The sequence below is a fragment of the Sphaerisporangium viridialbum genome (assembly GCF_049674955.1).
Lineage (GTDB): Bacteria > Actinomycetota > Actinomycetes > Streptosporangiales > Streptosporangiaceae > Sphaerisporangium > Sphaerisporangium viridialbum.
This window is the reverse complement of record NZ_CP187232.1, coordinates 1,392,758-1,408,312: the sequence shown is the minus strand read 5'-3', so window position 1 is coordinate 1,408,312 and position 15,555 is coordinate 1,392,758. Positions and strand designations below refer to the sequence as shown.

General features: G+C 66.2%; 11 protein-coding genes, 1 pseudogene and 1 CRISPR repeat array. Of the genes and pseudogenes, 6 read left to right on the top strand and 6 right to left on the bottom strand.

Annotation, left to right across the window (positions count from 1 at the left end; translation table 11 throughout):
- Positions 1–63: 63 nt before the first annotated feature.
- Both ACOZ38_RS06685 and ACOZ38_RS06680 read right to left on the bottom strand, forming a co-directional pair.
- The gene (locus ACOZ38_RS06685; protein ID WP_424529250.1) at positions 64–1,476 is read right to left on the bottom strand and encodes an ATP-binding protein; all 1,413 of its coding nucleotides are present in this window, start codon (positions 1,474–1,476) and stop codon (positions 64–66) included.
- A 57-nt stretch (positions 1,477–1,533) separates the two neighbouring features.
- Positions 1,534–2,517 carry an aldo/keto reductase gene (locus ACOZ38_RS06680; RefSeq protein ID WP_424529249.1) on the bottom strand — a complete coding sequence of 328 codons (984 nt, stop codon included), beginning with the start codon at positions 2,515–2,517 and terminating at the stop codon, positions 1,534–1,536.
- Positions 2,518–3,232: 715 nt separating this feature from the next.
- Between ACOZ38_RS06680 and ACOZ38_RS06675 the strand changes: the two genes are divergently transcribed.
- The 6 genes and pseudogenes from ACOZ38_RS06675 to ACOZ38_RS06650 all read left to right on the top strand — a co-directional run.
- The gene (locus ACOZ38_RS06675) at positions 3,233–4,051 is read left to right on the top strand and encodes an SAM-dependent methyltransferase (RefSeq protein ID WP_424529248.1); all 819 of its coding nucleotides are present in this window, start codon (positions 3,233–3,235) and stop codon (positions 4,049–4,051) included.
- Positions 4,048–4,401 carry a hypothetical protein gene (locus tag ACOZ38_RS06670; protein ID WP_424529247.1) on the top strand — a complete coding sequence of 118 codons (354 nt, stop codon included), beginning with the start codon at positions 4,048–4,050 and terminating at the stop codon, positions 4,399–4,401. Before ACOZ38_RS06675 ends, ACOZ38_RS06670 begins: the two co-directional genes overlap by 4 nt.
- Positions 4,389–4,643: a hypothetical protein gene (locus ACOZ38_RS06665; RefSeq protein WP_424529246.1), complete on the top strand. Its 255-nt coding sequence runs from the start codon at positions 4,389–4,391 to the stop codon at positions 4,641–4,643. Before ACOZ38_RS06670 ends, ACOZ38_RS06665 begins: the two co-directional genes overlap by 13 nt.
- A 398-nt stretch (positions 4,644–5,041) precedes the next feature.
- On the top strand, positions 5,042–5,425 hold the full coding sequence (locus tag ACOZ38_RS06660) for a hypothetical protein (RefSeq protein ID WP_424529245.1): 384 nt from the start codon (positions 5,042–5,044) through the stop codon (positions 5,423–5,425).
- A 69-nt stretch (positions 5,426–5,494) separates the two neighbouring features.
- Positions 5,495–5,806 carry a hypothetical protein gene (locus ACOZ38_RS06655; RefSeq protein ID WP_424529244.1) on the top strand — a complete coding sequence of 104 codons (312 nt, stop codon included), beginning with the start codon at positions 5,495–5,497 and terminating at the stop codon, positions 5,804–5,806.
- Positions 5,807–5,937: 131 nt separating this feature from the next.
- Positions 5,938–6,072 (top strand): annotated as a pseudogene (locus tag ACOZ38_RS06650) (IS30 family transposase); the annotation flags it as partial.
- Positions 6,073–6,162: 90 nt separating this feature from the next.
- Positions 6,163–9,380: direct repeats of the CRISPR family, unit length 37 nt; unit sequence GTTGCGATCCTCACCGACCCCGGAGGGCCGGTGCTGG.
- A 512-nt stretch (positions 9,381–9,892) separates the two neighbouring features.
- On the opposite strand, the gene cas7c reads toward ACOZ38_RS06650, so the two are convergent.
- The 4 genes from cas7c to cas3 are packed head-to-tail and all read right to left on the bottom strand — an operon-like array spanning position 9,893 to position 15,421.
- Positions 9,893–10,756 (bottom strand): type I-C CRISPR-associated protein Cas7/Csd2, encoded by an 864-nt coding sequence (gene cas7c / locus ACOZ38_RS06645; RefSeq protein WP_424529243.1) that lies wholly within the window; start codon positions 10,754–10,756, stop codon positions 9,893–9,895.
- A 21-nt stretch (positions 10,757–10,777) separates the two neighbouring features.
- Positions 10,778–12,532 carry a type I-C CRISPR-associated protein Cas8c/Csd1 gene (gene cas8c, locus ACOZ38_RS06640; protein ID WP_424529242.1) on the bottom strand — a complete coding sequence of 585 codons (1,755 nt, stop codon included), beginning with the start codon at positions 12,530–12,532 and terminating at the stop codon, positions 10,778–10,780.
- A 4-nt stretch (positions 12,533–12,536) separates the two neighbouring features.
- The gene (gene cas5c, locus ACOZ38_RS06635) at positions 12,537–13,187 is read right to left on the bottom strand and encodes a type I-C CRISPR-associated protein Cas5c (protein ID WP_424529241.1); all 651 of its coding nucleotides are present in this window, start codon (positions 13,185–13,187) and stop codon (positions 12,537–12,539) included.
- 29 nt (positions 13,188–13,216) lie between these two features.
- Positions 13,217–15,421, bottom strand: coding sequence for a CRISPR-associated helicase Cas3' (cas3, locus tag ACOZ38_RS06630; RefSeq protein ID WP_424529240.1), 2,205 nt, complete (start codon positions 15,419–15,421; stop codon positions 13,217–13,219).
- Between the last annotated feature and the right edge of the window lie 134 nt (positions 15,422–15,555).

The window sequence follows — 15,555 nt, the reverse complement described above, 5'->3', positions numbered from 1 at the left end:
CCAGGCTACCGCCGCCCCACCAGGCCACCGTCCCCCGCCCAGTGGCCACCAGCTCGCCCGCGGCTACACCCGCGCCGCCGTTCGCAGGTCGCGGTCGAAGGCCGTGATGTCCTCGTCCGTCAGCGAGGACCGGGTGCCCGATATGGCGTCCAGGTAGTCACCGGTGACCTGCGCACGGTCGGGGCGCGCCGCCTCGGATCCCTGCCTCGCCATCGCGAGGTGGCGTTCGAAGGCCGTCTGCGCGGCCGTACGGGCGGCATACTCGATGTCGGCGGGGGTGAACCGGGCGCTGGCCTCGACCAGGGCGTCCAGGTCCACCTGCGCGAGACGGTCGGGCCCGATGTAACGGGTCCAGATCGCCCGGCGGGCGTCGGCGTCCGGAGGGCCGATCGGGATCAGGTAATCGAACCGGCCCGGCCGCAGGAAGGCCGGATCCATGCTGCGCACCGCGTTGGTGGCGCAGATCAGCAACCGCCGGTCGCGGCGGCGGAAGACCGGTATGAGCTTGAGCAGCTCGTTGGTGATCCGGTGGGCCAGGGACGCCGGATCGCGCCGCTCGGAGGCGATCTCCTCGGCCTCGTCGAAGAACAGGACCACCTGCTCCAAATGCTCGACCCGGGAGAACAGCTGACGCAGCGCCCCCGCAACGCCGTTCGGATCGGCGGCGAGCTGGTACGGGAAGACCTCGACGAACGGCCATCGCAGCCGCGACGCGACGGCCCTGGCGAACGTCGTCTTGCCCGTGCCCGGCGGGCCGAACAGGACGACGGCCCGGGCAGCTTCCAGGCCGTAGTGCTCCGCGATGTCACGGTGCTCCAAGGGCATCACCAGCCGGCGCTCGATGAGCGTCTTCTCCGCGTCCATGCCCGCGATCTGCTCCCACAGGCCGGTCTCGGGAACGGTGCCGCCGATCTGGTCGAGGATGGTGGCCTCCGCCGGAGCAGGGGGCAGCACCTTCTCGAAGTAGGTGGCGTCGGGCCGGCTCGCGTAGCCGGAGTTCATGAACGCGGCCTCCCCGGTCTCGTGCACCGGCAGCAGCGCCCCGATGCGGCGCACCCGCCTCTGGGCCAGGCGTTCCTCCAGTGCGGAGAGCAGGCCGGACCCGATGCCGTGACCACGCCACTCGGGATCGATGGCCAGGCGCAGCACCCACGCGCGATCTTCAGCCGCCAGGGACACCGCGGTGCCCACGAGCCGCGCCCCGACGGCGGCCACGACCGCCGGCATACCGCCACGAATCGCCCCCACGGCTTCGGCCAGGGTCACCACCGGTTCGGCCGCCGTCTCCCGCGACTCCTCCAGCAGCCGGACGACCTGATCCAGATCGTCTTCCCGCAGATCGCGAACATGCCATGGAGCCATCGCCGTCACCCCTGATCGGAAGGTACCCCGGAGACCTGATCGGTCAGATGTCGTCCGCGCACGGATCCCTTCCTGTGCGGCGACCGGAAGTACGAAACCCTCTTCCCACCCCAACTCCCCCCAAAACCCCCCACACCACCGCGACCCACATACGGCAGCGGATGGCGGGCATCAGGTGTAGCCGTAGGGAGTGCGGGAGCGGTAGGGGGACTCCAGCTTGTGCTTCTCGTCCGGGGTGAGGGTCAGGTCAACGGCGGCGACGGCGTCGTCTATCTGGTGGGGTTTGGTGGCTCCCACGATGGAGGCGGATACGGCCGGGTGGGCGAGCGTCCAGGCCAGCGCGATCTGGGCGGACGGCAGGTCCCGTTCGGCGGCGATCACGCCGACCGCACCGATGACGGCGCGGTCACTGTCGGCCTCACGCGAACTGCTCCCGGATTCCGCGACCGCCCGGGTGGTGGCGGCCGTACCCGTGGTGGCCAAGCTTCCCCGGGCCAGCCGTCCCCGGGCGAGCGGGCTGTAGGGCAGGACACCCACCTCCTGGTCGGCGCAGAGCGGGAGCATCTCGCGCTCTTCCTCCCGATAGATGAGGTTGTAGCGGGTCTGCATGGACACGAACGGCGTCCAGCCGCCCATCCGCGCCGCGTGCTGTGCCTTGGCGAACTGCCAGGCGTACATCAGCGACGCACCGGCGTACCTCACCTTGCCTGCCCGTACCAGGTCGTGCAGGGCGGCCATGGTCTCCTCGATCGGCGTTTCCGGATCCCATCGGTGGATCTGGTAGAGGTCGATGTGATCGGTGCCGAGCCGCCGCAGCGAGGCCTCGGCCGCGGCCATGACGTGCTTGCGCGACAGCCCTCGGTCGTTGGGTCCCGCCCCGGTCGGGTAGTAGACCTTGGTGGCCAGCACGTAGTCCTCGCGGCTCGCGAACAGCTTGCGCAGCAGGCGACCGGTGACCTCCTCGCTCGCACCATCGCCGTACATGTCGGCGGTGTCGAAGAAGGTGATCCCGGCCTCCACCGCCCGCCGTACGATCGGCTCGGCCTGGTCCTGGCCGAGGCTCCAGGGGATCGACGCGGGGTCGCCGTAGCTCATCATGCCCAGCGCTATCCGCGATACCTTCAGCCCGGAAGATCCCAGACGTACGTACTTCACCTCTACGTCCTAGCACAGGCGCCGATCAGCCAACAGAAATCCTGGACCCGCCGGTCCGCGTAGGTCTCGTCGATCAGCGGATGGCGCTGAGCTGTACAACCGGGCCGGAAATATCGGCAAAAGGGGCGGCACAGCCGTACATTCGAGCCATGAGCTCCGGCTCGACGCCTGGCTTGGGGCATAGCCACTCGGACCGAACCCCGCCGGCCGATGAAGGCGGACGGGGTTCGTGCTGGCCGGCGGCTACTTCAACAGCTGGCGGGCGATGACCATGCGCTGGATCTGGTTGGTGCCCTCGTAGATTTGGGTGTTCTCCGCTACGCTCCTCGGCGACCTGCGGCAACCGCCCGGCCTAGCCTCTGACCAGCATCTTCGCCTCTGGACTCCTGTCACACTTTCTCACTGGCTTACGGGCTCTCACGGAACAGCGACGGAACAAGATCCCCTATACAGGCGGGGCGAGTCTGCCATCCCCGCCTCGACGAGCGGTCACTATCCGTAATCCCCGAAGCGCCAGCAGCCAAGCCAGCAAATTGCACCCGTCGCAGGACGCTTGTAGGCGGCGCAAGACGTCCCGCAAGGCGTCCCTCACGAGGTTCTTCCGTCCCGCTGGTCTTCGCATCCTCTGACGTACGGAGCGCTGGAGAGATGTCCCTCTCGCGGGACCGCTCCGCACGAGCCGATCGTCAGAGTGCCTCGATTCGCGGAAGGTGCCATGAATGCTGCCCGAACACCGCACGCCAAGATCGCGACGGGTGGTTACGACCCGAACGTGCCCAACATCGCCCGGATCTATGACTACTTCCTGGGTGGCAAGGACAGCTCTCTCGCCGACCGCATGCAGGCTGCGACGATCATTGAGATAGCGCCGTACGTCCCTCGCCTTGCGGTGGCCAACCGGACATTCCTCGGCCGTGTGATCCGTTACCTGGCTCAGGAGGCCGGGATCCGGCAGTTCCTCGACATCGGATCCGGTTTGCCGACGCGGCAGAACGTCCACGAGGTCGCCCAGCAGATCACGGCAGATACGCGGGTGGTGTATGTGGACAACGACTCGGTAGTGCTGGCTCATGCCCGCGCCCTGCTCGCCACCACGCCCACCACGCACGTGATCGAGGGTGACCTACGTCAACCCGGCGAACTGTTAAGCGCGACCGGCGCCTATCTTGACTTCTCCCAGCCGATCGCCGTGCTGTTGTTCGCGATCCTGCATTTCTTCCCCGATGGCGGCGCGTACGACCCCTATCGGATCGTCGGCACGCTGACTGACGCGCTGGCGCCGGGGTCGTACCTCGCGATCTCGCACGTCGAGCCGACGCCGGCCATGCTCGATGCCTCCCGTCACTACACCGCCGCCGATGTGGCGTTCCGCGACCACGATCGAGTGATGCCGTTCTTCGCCGGGACCACACTGGTGGCTCCGGGACTGGTTCGGCTGAATGAGTGGCGGCCGGTCGATCACGACTCTGTGTTCCCCAGTGATGCCCCCGACGTTCCGGCCTGGGCGCTGGGCGGGGTGGGGCGCAAGCCATGATCGCCGACCTGGCCACTGTGCGACGTTCTCCGGTCGCTGCGGCGGCGCTGCGCCTGTGCCGTGAGCTGGAACGGTACGGGATCACCGCTGACCCGCACGAAGGCCACCAGGTGGCGGCGCTGTCAGTAGCGCACGGCCTGGTGATCTGGTGCGAGTACGGGCCGGAGGGTATGCGTTACCGCTGGTGGACGGGCCGTCTATCGCAGCACACCGGACGCTGGATCTACACCTTCTGTCCGGCAAGCGCCGTGACATCCGCCGCTCGACGGGTCGCTATGCGCTACCAGGAACTATGCCCGCGCACTCCAGGCAACCAGCACCCGCTACGGCCGTCGCCATGGCCGATCTAGAAATCGTCTGGGTGCAATCGCCTAAGGTCCTCGCCTACCGGCATGGCATGGTCGGCCACGTGCGGGCCTTCACCCTGGATGTGGTCCCACGACCGTTCGAACTGCACTGCCAGTTGCCCGGCCCCAAAGGCGCACAAGAGATCCAGAAACTACTCAGCGAGGAAGCCGCCTACGCGCGGGCACGCGAAATGCTCGCCGACTTCTTCCGGCTGCTCGGCTTCCCGCCATCCCCAACGCAGTAGTCCCTGCCCCGATCGGGGCTTCGCGCTGCCCAAAATCATGTCGCAGAACATCTTGCATGGCGCGAACCGTGACGCCGGTGGTCGCGACTGGCCGAGATCATCTGCGGCAACGAGCCGTCAACCGCTGCAAGACCCCACTCGATGGGCTTCTCCTCGACACCCGCTTTAGTCTCCAATCTCCCCTGGTGGAGGAGGCCGTTCAGGCCTGAAAATCGGGGTGGTTGCCCGCTGACGTCGTCTCTCCTTGGTCGTTGAGGCCGTGCTTTAGTCGGACGCTGGGAGCCGCGCCTGTGGGCCTTTCACTGTTGCTTCGAGCACGCGGATCAGATTTGTTACCGTCCCCTTGCGGCTCCCGCGGGCAACCACTCCCAGCTGTCCCTGGCGGTAAGGAGGCCCCGATGCTCGCTCAGACCCACGACACCGAAGAGATCATCGAAAGGGTCGCTGCGCTGGACGTCGGCAAAGCGACCCTGGTGTGCTGCGCCCGCGTCCCCGACGACAAGAAGCCGAGCAGGCGACTGCAGGAAGTGCAAACGTACGCGACGATGACCCGCTCGCTGCTGGTGATGGCCGATCGGCTGCGCTGCCTGGGCGTCACCCGGGTGGTGATGGAGGCCACCTCCGACTACTGGAAGCCCGTGGCGATGTGCATCCTGCGGCACTCGCAGATCTCGATGACCATGGATGTCTACACGCAGATTCCCAGCCCTGAGACCCGCAAGGAACTCGACCGGCTGAACAAGAGCTTGGGTGACGTTTGGTTCTGCCGGAGCTCTATATAGACAGACGCTCTACTCTGCTCTACTCCGAAGTGAAGCAGAGTAGAGCGTCTGCTTTGTTAGGAGGATCCCATGCCCACTGTCACCATCCACATCTCCCCCGAAGTGCTTTCTCGACTGACTGCGGCGGACGCCGGTCCTGTCGAGATCGTTGTCACCCTCGCCACCGAGACGGCCAACGACATCAAGGAGGTCCCCGTAGTGCCCAGCGGCCCGCTCGCCGGGCTGCTGACGAGCGGACTTCTCAAGCCTGGTACTCCCCTCCGGCTCGTCCAGACGAGGGCCAATCGTTCCGCCAACGCTACGGTCCTCGGGAACGGCTCGATCACCGACGGGCGCACCCTAGCTGACCTTCGGGATGAACTGGAGGACGGTGATCAGTAGCCGAGGTCCTCAATCGAAGCACGGGACTGCTTAAGGACGTTGCTGTATTTCGCTGCTGTACGGGCACCAAAAGGCCCCCTTGCCTTGGGTTCTAGTGATCGCTGCAACACCTGATCTGTTCAGGAGTTGCAGTGTTCGAGATCCGGCAGGTTCGGTCGCCGCAGGGCCGGAAGAAGCTGCATGCTGAGCGCAAGGCAAATTTGGATCTTGTGGCTCAGGGAGTGGGTAACGCGGAGGCATGTCGGATCGTCGGGATCAACCGGCGGATCGCGCTGGAGGACACGTTGCGATCCTCACCGACCCCGGAGGTCGGTGCTGGTAGCGAAAAGCCCCACCGGCCGGTCATGTTGGACGCGGTTGCGATCCTCACCGACCCCGGAGGGCCGGTGCTGGCCGTACAGCCGCGCAGATCGCGTGGGAGCTGAGCGTGTTGCGATCCTCACCGACCCCGGAGGGCCGGTGCTGGTGCGGCCCGGGCACCCGGCATTCGCCGACGTCGAGCGGTTGCGATCCTCACCGACCCCGGAGGGCCGGTGCTGGCTCCGAGACGGCCATCCGCCGCGCGGGCTACATGGTCGTTGCGATCCTCACCGACCCCGGAGGGCCGGTGCTGGCTGCGCTGCTTGCCGACGCTGAGGATGCGCACCGGGTTGCGATCCTCACCGACCCCGGAGGGCCGGTGCTGGGAAGGCATTTGAACCCCTGAGAGCCATGGCGCAAGCGTTGCGATCCTCACCGACCCCGGAGGGCCGGTGCTGGTTTTCGGGGGCACCGTCACCACCTCCTCAGCCTGCGGTTGCGATCCTCACCGACCCCGGAGGGCCGGTACTGGCTCCGGCCGCCGGGCACCCTGCCTGCGGATTCAGAGTTGCGATCCTCACCGACCCCGAAGGGCCGGTGCTGGCAGCGCATTGTCCTGGTCATTGACACCGTCATAAGTGCCAGTTGCGATCCTCACCGACCCCGGAGGGCCGGTGCTGGATGGTTGGTCGGATCTGTCCTCACGGGCAGATGGAATTGTTGCGATCCTCACCGACCCCGGAGGGCCGGTGCTGGCCCGGCGCGGGGGCTGGTAGGCCCGCGAGTCTGTTGTTGCGATCCTCACCGACCCCGGAGGGGCCGGTGCTGGATGTCGACACCAAGCAGAAGATCGAACGAGTCCGAGTGTTGCGATCCTCACCGACCCCGGAGGGCCGGTGCTGGTGAGGTTCCTGGAGACGACCGGCTACACCCTCACCGTTGCGATCCTCACCGACCCCGGAGGGCCGGTGCTGGACGTCGGAGCGGAACGGCTTGGACGACACCAGGGCGGAGTTGCGATCCTCACCGACCCCGGAGGGCCGGTGCTGGACTGCTTTGCGGACTAGCGGGCCGCTGCGACCGCTTCGAGTTGCGATCCTCACCGACCCCGGAGGGCCGGTGCTGGGGTCGCCGACGCGTATATTCCCCGGCTGGTACTGATGTTGCGATCCTCACCGACCCCGGAGGGCCGGTGCTGGCCCGGTCAGCCGGGATTTGGATCATCTCGTCCATGCAGTTGCGATCCTCACCGACCCCGGAGGGCCGGTGCTGGCGTTCGCGACGGACGGCATCTATCTCGCTCGGGATCCGTTGCGATCCTCACCGACCCCGGAGGGCCGGTGCTGGCCAGTCGTCACGCATCTCCTCGCCGGCGTGGCCGGTGTTGCGATCCTCACCGACCCCGGAGGGCCGGTGCTGGCAGAGCCCACACGACCGGTTCTGGGTTTGAATGGGGTTGCGATCCTCACCGACCCCGGAGGGCCGGTGCTGGGTGGGCGCCTCGGTGGTGTCGATGCCGAGCCCGGTGTTGCGATCCTCACCGACCCCGGAGGGCCGGTGCTGGTAGATGAAGTGCCACGATGCGGCGCTGTGAAGGGTGGGGTTGCGATCCTCACCGACCCCGGAGGGCCGGTGCTGGAAACTCCCTTTGTGGGCGGTTGACATGAACCCACAAGGTTGCGATCCTCACCGACCCCGGAGGGCCGGTGCTGGCACGGTTTCGACACCCAGTGGTACTGGGATGTCAACGTTGCGATCCTCACCGACCCCGGAGGGCCGGTGCTGGTAGAGCATGGCCGAGTACGAACCGCACGCCGATCTGCTGGTTGCGATCCTCACCGACCCCGGAGGGCCGGTGCTGGCAGCTCCTGACGAACGACGCGACGCCATCGACCCGAGGGTTGCGATCCTCACCGACCCCGGAGGGCCGGTGCTGGCGCCTCTTCTGAGGACACGCCGCTCGTCTATGTTGTTGCGATCCTCACCGACCCCGGAGGGCCGGTGCTGGCCGAGCCCGTCACCGTCCTCGGCGTGCCACACCGTGTTGCGATCCTCACCGACCCCGGAGGGCCGGTGCTGGTCCCGACCTGCCTGTTGAGGATGGTGATGTTCAGGCCGGTGTTGCGATCCTCACCGACCCCGGAGGGCCGGTGCTGGCCGCCCGGGCGGACGGAGATCGCCGTGCTCACCGCCGAGTTGCGATCCTCACCGACCCCGGAGGGCCGGTGCTGGCCGCCCGGGCGGACGGAGATCGCCGTGCTCACCGCCGAGTTGCGATCCTCACCGACCCCGGAGGGCCGGTGCTGGCCGCCCGGGCGGACGGAGATCGCCGTGCTCACCGCCGAGTTGCGATCCTCACCGACCCCGGAGGGCCGGTGCTGGCCGCCCGGGCGGACGGAGATCGCCGTGCTCACCGCCGAGTTGCGATCCTCACCGACCCCGGAGGGCCGGTGCTGGCGGTGCCATTACGCCTCCCCGGAGGCCCCACCGCGTGTTGCGATCCTCACCGACCCCGGAGGGCCGGTGCTGGCCCGGCGTGGGGTGCGCGATGACCGGGATGCCTGAGCAGTTGCGATCCTCACCGACCCCGGAGGGCCGGTGCTGGGGGAGCCCGGCATGCCGCTCCCCGCGTAATACCTAGGGTTGCGATCCTCACCGACCCCGGAGGGCCGGTGCTGGTAGTTGCGGTAGTCGCCGTAGCCGGAGCCTTCCTCGCCGTTGCGATCCTCACCGACCCCGGAGGGCCGGTGCTGGTGGTGGTACCCAGTCGAGGCCGTCGGCCCGGCAGTCGTTGCGATCCTCACCGACCCCGGAGGGCCGGTGCTGGGGGAGCCCGGCATGCCGCTCCCCGCGTAATACCTAGGGTTGCGATCCTCACCGACCCCGGAGGGCCGGTGCTGGCGGCATAGGCACCCGTCACACGTGGCGTGGCATGTAAGGTTGCGATCCTCACCGACCCCGGAGGGCCGGTGCTGGCACGGTGCCGGGCCCGGTCCCGCGCCCGATCTTCTGGTTGCGATCCTCACCGACCCCGGAGGGCCGGTGCTGGTCGGCCACCCGCTTCGGCTCAGCATCTACAACCCCGGCGTTGCGATCCTCACCGACCCCGGAGGGCCGGTGCTGGCCGGGGGGAAATCGGGCGGGCCGCCCTCCAGTACCTGGGGTTGCGATCCTCACCGACCCCGGAGGGCCGGTGCTGGCGGCCACGAGGAGGACCTCCTCGCACTCTTACCTCTGGTTGCGATCCTCACCGACCCCGGAGGGCCGGTGCTCAGTGACGGCGACACCCAGGCGAAACGTGCAGTACTCGTTGCGATCCCCAATGACCCGGAGGGCCAGTGCTGGCGTGAAACCGCTGGATGACGTCACCGTGGTACACGTCGTTGCGATCCTCACCGACCCAGGAGGACCGGTGCTGGCTCAATGTTCTGATCAGGCAGTTCATTCCACAACTGGTTGCGATCCTCTCCGACCCCGGAGGTCCGGTGCTGGTTCAGCCGTGTGCTGGTGCTCGTCCACGCGGATGGCGTTGCGATCCTCAACCCCCCGGAGGGCCGGTGCTGGCCTCGCTCTTACAAGGCGGGACCGACCCAGCTCGCGGCGTTGCGCTCCTCACCGACCCCGGAGGGCCGGTGCTGCCAGTCCGGGCTGAACACCGAGTTCAGTGTTTTTGACGGCGTTGCGATCCTCATCGACCCGGGAGGGCCGGTGCTGAAGTGCGTAGTCGTAGATGTTTGATTTCTTTGCTGTATTGCTGGGTACTTTTCCTTGTTGAGGAAAGGCTTGTTATTCGACGATTCGGGTGAGTGTTACGCCTTCTGGAATAGTTGTTTCGTCGATGGTGACCTTGTAGTTGGTGAAGTCGCGCACTGGTTGGCCGTCGGGGATGGTGAGTTCGATGTTCACCGTGTCGGTGAGGGTGTGGGCGGGGGCGGTGCCGAATGCGTCGGCGTGAGTGAAGATGTAGAGGCCACGTAGTGCCATTTCTGCGCGGCCTGACGCTCGGTCGTGTTCGAGCATGAGGGTGAGTGCCCGCCAGAGCATGGACAGGTCTTCGCTGGTTACCCCGGTTCGCGCGGCGAGGGGGGCGCTGAAGTGGCCGATTCCGCGGTAGAGACCGTAGGCGATGGCGTGTTTGCCGCCCATCTCGGTTTCTTTGGTGTCGTCTTCTCGGGTGCGGGTTACGCGGGTGATGCCGTGTTCTTGGGGAAGCACCGGGTCGATGGACCGGGAGAAGGTGAGCTGGACTGGCCCTCGGACTCGTCCGGCGGTTTTCTTGCCGGTGGCCATGACGGCGCCGAACATGCGGACGTCGAAGAATGTCTGGCACATCCACTGCTGGGCTGAGATCTCGGCTGCCCTGCCGTCGGTGAGGCCGAGTTCTTTGTAGGCGCGTTCATGCTGGGAGTTGAGGGAGACACCGGATTCGACGTAAATGTCGTAGCCGGGTTTACCCTCACCCAGCAGAGTGATCATATTGCGGATTTTCCGTTTGATCGCTACGTCGGTGACCAGGCCTTGCATGGTTTCGGGGTCGGTGCGGGGCATGCCGGCGGCGTCTGGGTCGCCGTTGGGGTTCCCATCGTGGATGTCGAAGAGGAACACGAAGTCGTGTTTGCGGGTCGGGTCGAGGTGGACGGCCTGCGTCATGGCTTGCTCTCCCTTGTCGGGTCAGGCTTGAAGAGTTTCGGTGGTGTTCTTGGTCGCTTTCGCGGCCCGGGCGGCGGCCGTATCGGAGGCGCGCTGGTGGTCGTAACCGAGGATGAACTGGACCTGTCCGCGGGCGTCCAGGTGGGCCGGGAGCCCGGATTCGCGGTCGATGAGCTGGCTGATGGAGGCCAGACGGCCATCGAGTGCTCGGCCTGCTGGGCGGGTTGCTTCTTTGCCGATGAGTTTTTTCAAGTGCCCGTTGGCGTTGGTGCGTAGCAGTCGCATGGTCGCGGCGGGCTGGGTCATGGCCAGTCCGAAGTAGCGGTCTCGGATGGTGGCGTTTGTGTCGGGCAGGGCGCGGCGCTGGATCGCTTCCAGCACGGCGAACAGCCGCCCCCATACGTAGGCGGGGTCGGTGGCTGTTTCGTCGAGGCCCGGCATGACGTTCTCCTTGTAGGGGGGACGGGTGAGTGCGAGTCGGAGCATCGCGACTCGGGGCAGGTCGATGTGGTGGTCGTTGCGGATCCGGTGGAGAAGCTGCGGCACCAGGCTGGATGGTGGCGGGGTGCCGTGCAGCGCGGCATGCAGTAGGTCTCGCTCCAGGCCGTGGGCGGCGCTGCCTGGCTGATATGCCTTGCGGCCGCGGTTCCAGCGGCCGCTGGCTCGTACCATCTGCCACAGCGCCACGTACTTCAGGCCGTCGCTCCATAGTTCGGTGGAGGCGTGGTCGAGAAACCAGGCGGCGAACCTTCTTTTGATTTCTGGGAGTGGGACATCCAGCCAGTCCCGGACGACCACCCGGCTTTGGTTGGCCGACAAGGTCAAGGCATAAAAGGCGTTGTCATCGACGAGTGTGCCGGTCTGGCCACGCCGTACTTCCTGTAGTAGCCGCTCGACGTCCTTCAGATGTGGGGCGTCGATGATCAGCGGGTCGAAGTCGGCGGGTTCGCGCAGCCACCAGATGAATACGTTGTCGTCGCCGCGGCGTCGATGTTTGTCGTTGGAGAGCAGGTCGTTGAGCGCGGCCATCGCCGATCCGCCGCATTCCTCGCAGATCGGGGTGTTGGCCAGTTGGAGCGTGCCCATGCGGCCTTGGGCTGCGGTGTTCACCGACATCAGGGCGGCATCCCGGCCACGTTTCGGCCGGCCGGCCGGGTCAAGGCCGACCGGGATGAGGGTGCTCTTGACCATCTCCGGGATGGTCTTCAGCAGCGGGCCGACCTGTCCGCAGCCCAGACACAGTCCGTCGTTGCCGGAGCTTTTGCGCTCGCGAGCGATCCGGGCCCAGAAGCTGATCGCGGATGGCCGGAGATGCGCCCATTCGCCATCCACCAAGATGCCGACCGTGTCGGAGGACTTGGCGTCATCCGGCAGCCCTGAGAGAAGGTCAAGGTGACGTTCGGACTCGAAGGTTTTCCATACCATGTCGGCGACCGGATCAGAGCTGGCGTCTTTCCATGCCTTGAGCAACGCCAGGTAGGCATCGTTGCGGCGGTCCGCACCGTCCTGGGCCTTACCGGTGTCGTCCTTGGCGATCGCGAACACGTACTCCAGCGTGTCCGCCAGGAGCATCGCCGCCACGCCGCTGGTGCGGGTCAGGTACGGCGTCGGCAAGGATGATCCTGCCTTGTTGCTGGCGTCCGCCCTGCTGATCAGGGAGGCCTTCCCGTCGTGGGTGAGCATGATGGCCCACCGGACGGTCCGATTACGGTAGTAACGGGGAGCTTTTTCCCCGGCCGATCTTCCGGCGTGCTCGGCGAGTCGTTGGATCAGCATGTGATCAGCTCCGGGTCTTAGCCGGCGCGGCGGATGGGAGTTCCAGGCCGTTCGGCGGCACCTCCATGACGCCGTCTTCCAGGCGAGCGAGGAACCAGCGGTAGGTCTCACTGTTCGCCTCGTAGCCGATGCTGTGCAGCATGACGCCGAGGTCACGGCATTCCTCGATCGGCTTAGCAGAGGTGGGCTCCCCGAACCGGGCGGCAAACTCCCGGGTGCCCAGGAAGGGCTGGGAATAGCAGGCGCCCTTGGCGACCCGCCGACGGAACTGCTCTCGGTACTTCGCCTGGTGCTGGTCGGCGTGCGGCCTGAGTTCTACCTGGGCATAGATGCGGTACGCGACGTCTCGCAGTGCCACGGTGTTGCGCTGGTCGCGGTCGTTTTCCACGTCATAGCGCAGAGTGGTATCGGCCATGGCGCGCCTGACCCAGTCCTCGGAGACCAGCGACTTGACCTCGTTGCGGCGGATGGAGAACCAACGGATCGGCTTGAGGATCTCGATCTTGCAGATGATGTAGTCGAACTCGGGCTTCCAGAAGATCGACTCAAGGATGCCGCGTGCGGCCGACGGGGTCATGACCTCGTAGCTGAACCGTTCGGATTTGAGTTCCGGCCGGGTGAAGCAGGCCAGGTCGCCGCTCACCTCGACGACCAACGGGGGGTAGGGCGGGTGCTGATGCGTGCTCACCTGTTGTAGTCCTCCGGCTTCGGGTAGGCGAACTGAATTCCGCGGTGCGGGTGGTAGGTGCCGAGCCACTCGTAAAGGTCACCGAGCAGCTCAGTGGCGAGCCCTTCTGTGACGGCTTGCTGGGCCAGGCGGGTGGGCATCGTGGCCAAGTACGGCTGAATGCGGCGAAACACCCACGGCTCGATGCGGCCAGGACGGCGCAGCCGATCCCTCAAGTCGTCGCGTTCGGTGTCGTCGCCGTAGCGGACGAGCACGGGAACCGTCTGCTCGTCGATCATCTTGAACTGCTGGGCGACTACCGGGAAGTCGAGATCCGCGCGGCGGTCCTGGATCCGCTTCCCAGCGCCGCTGCCCTCGACGTTCTTCACCGCATACCGGGCCTTGTAGTAGGTCCTCAAGGCGGCCAGGTCGTCGGGATCCCTTTTTCCGGGTCCGATATAGGCTCGGCTGGTATCCAGGGCGGCGCCGTATACCAATTGGGTGCCCTTGGCGCTGCCGTCAGCCGGATCGAAGACGATGACCTTGCCCTCGGCGAGTCGGCCGTTGCGGTTCGACCGTCCCGCGGCCTGCTGCAACGCCTCAGCTGGGGCCATCGCTCGGTAAACCACGGGGAAATCGAGGTCGACGCCGGCCTCGACCAGTTGGGTGCTGACCACGGCTACGGGTAGATCGTCATCTAGCCGCGCACGGACCATCTCCAGGACCTCGCGGCGATGCGCACCGGCCATGCGCGTCGACAAATGCAGTACCTGCCCGTCGTGCTTCCAGGCGGCGGCGAGTGCTTCGTGGAGTTTGGCGGCTTCCCCGGTGGTGTTCACGATCAGCAACACCTGGGACTCGCGGGCCGCCTCAGTGGCGATCTTCTGAAAGGTGGGCTTAGGGTCGCATTGCCAGGTGTAGCGGACCCGGCGTAACCGGTCATATAACGGCTGCGGCTGAGCGATCACCTGTCCTACCTTCAGATCGCGGAAGATGTCCAGGTCGAAGAAGGCCGGTTGGGTCGCCGATGCCAGCAGCACACTGGTTCCGAAGTACTCGGTCAGGTGGCGTAGCGCCGACAGGATCGGCAGGAGCATCGAGTCCGGTAGCGACTGGACTTCGTCCAGCACGATCACTGAACCCGCCAGACGGTGGACCTTGCGCATAGCCGAGGGCCTGCGGTCGAACAGCGACTGGAAAAGCTGCACGGTTGTCGTGACGATGACCGGTGCATCCCAATTTTCGGCCGCGAGCCGCTGCCACCGCATAGCCGCAGGAAGCCGATGCAGGTCAACGCTGCTGTGATGCTCCAGGACATTGGCATCACCGAAGAGGATGCGATAGACCTTCGCGTTCTGCTCCGTGATCGACATGTAAGGCACCGCGATGATCACCCGTCGTAGACCATGCTGGGCCGCGTGATGCACCGCAAACCCGCCGGCCGCGATCGTCTTCCCGGCTCCCGTAGGCGCAGGGAACGGGAAGATCCCTCTCGGCTGGAGGGCAGCATGGACCGCCTGGTCGTATACCTCGGCCCGGATACCGTCCACAGGCGTCGGGTTGGCCTGAGCCTTAGCCAGATAGCTGGTCCGGGCTTGCTCGAAAGCTTCCCCCATCGTCGCAAGCGACTCCGGCGCGCGCCGCTGCCCACCCGTGAAATGTCGAGCGGTGTCCAGAAAGTCGGCATCGACCAAAGCGCTGAACACCATCCGCACCAGCAGCTCGACCGCATGAGCATCCCCGGCGGATTTCACCCACCCCGGAAGCTCAGGCATCGGCCCCGCGACGATCTCAGGCACCAGCGCCGAGACACGCGTGATCGCTTCCTGCATTCGCTGCAGATCATCGGTCTCGGCCATCGCGAGGCAACGCTTCAGATCCTGAGTGTCCGGAAGTCCTCCGTGATGTCCAAGCACTGGCATACCGAAGAAGCCCAGGCCCGCCTTGCGAGCCGCCAACCACGTACCCGCGGCCTTGTGATCGATGCTCAGACCGTGCGCGTCGACAACCCGCCCGCCGGCGGTCTCTGCCCTGAGCAGGCCCTCTTGCCAGGCACATCCGCCCTTGCCTACATCGTGAACCAGACCGAGATAGGCAGCCAGGCCACGAGCACCGAACACCTCGGCGAACCCACCCGCCAGCACAGCTGTATCCCGCAGGTGATCACTAAGGGCATGCCGGTGCCCAGCGTCACTCACGCTGTGCGCCCACAGTTCCGTCATCACAGTCCGATCTAGGCCGCTAACGAACAGTTACCCCGGGGACTATAGGGCGGGGGTCCGACAAAATCCGGCAGTCGAATTGGCGACCTTTAATGCTCGCCCAATACGTTCTGTTGCTGCAGACCGAAAAGGCC

Coding starts and splice junctions, on each gene's coding strand:
- ACOZ38_RS06675 (WP_424529248.1), top strand. CDS start 3,233: ATGAATGCTGCCCGAACACCGCACGCCAAGATCGCGACGGGTGGTTAC.
- ACOZ38_RS06670 (WP_424529247.1), top strand. CDS start 4,048: ATGATCGCCGACCTGGCCACTGTGCGACGTTCTCCGGTCGCTGCGGCG.
- ACOZ38_RS06665 (WP_424529246.1), top strand. CDS start 4,389: ATGGCCGATCTAGAAATCGTCTGGGTGCAATCGCCTAAGGTCCTCGCC.
- ACOZ38_RS06660 (WP_424529245.1), top strand. CDS start 5,042: ATGCTCGCTCAGACCCACGACACCGAAGAGATCATCGAAAGGGTCGCT.
- ACOZ38_RS06655 (WP_424529244.1), top strand. CDS start 5,495: ATGCCCACTGTCACCATCCACATCTCCCCCGAAGTGCTTTCTCGACTG.
- cas7c (WP_424529243.1), bottom strand. CDS start 10,756: ATGACGCAGGCCGTCCACCTCGACCCGACCCGCAAACACGACTTCGTG.
- cas8c (WP_424529242.1), bottom strand. CDS start 12,532: ATGCTGATCCAACGACTCGCCGAGCACGCCGGAAGATCGGCCGGGGAA.
- cas3 (WP_424529240.1), bottom strand. CDS start 15,421: ATGACGGAACTGTGGGCGCACAGCGTGAGTGACGCTGGGCACCGGCAT.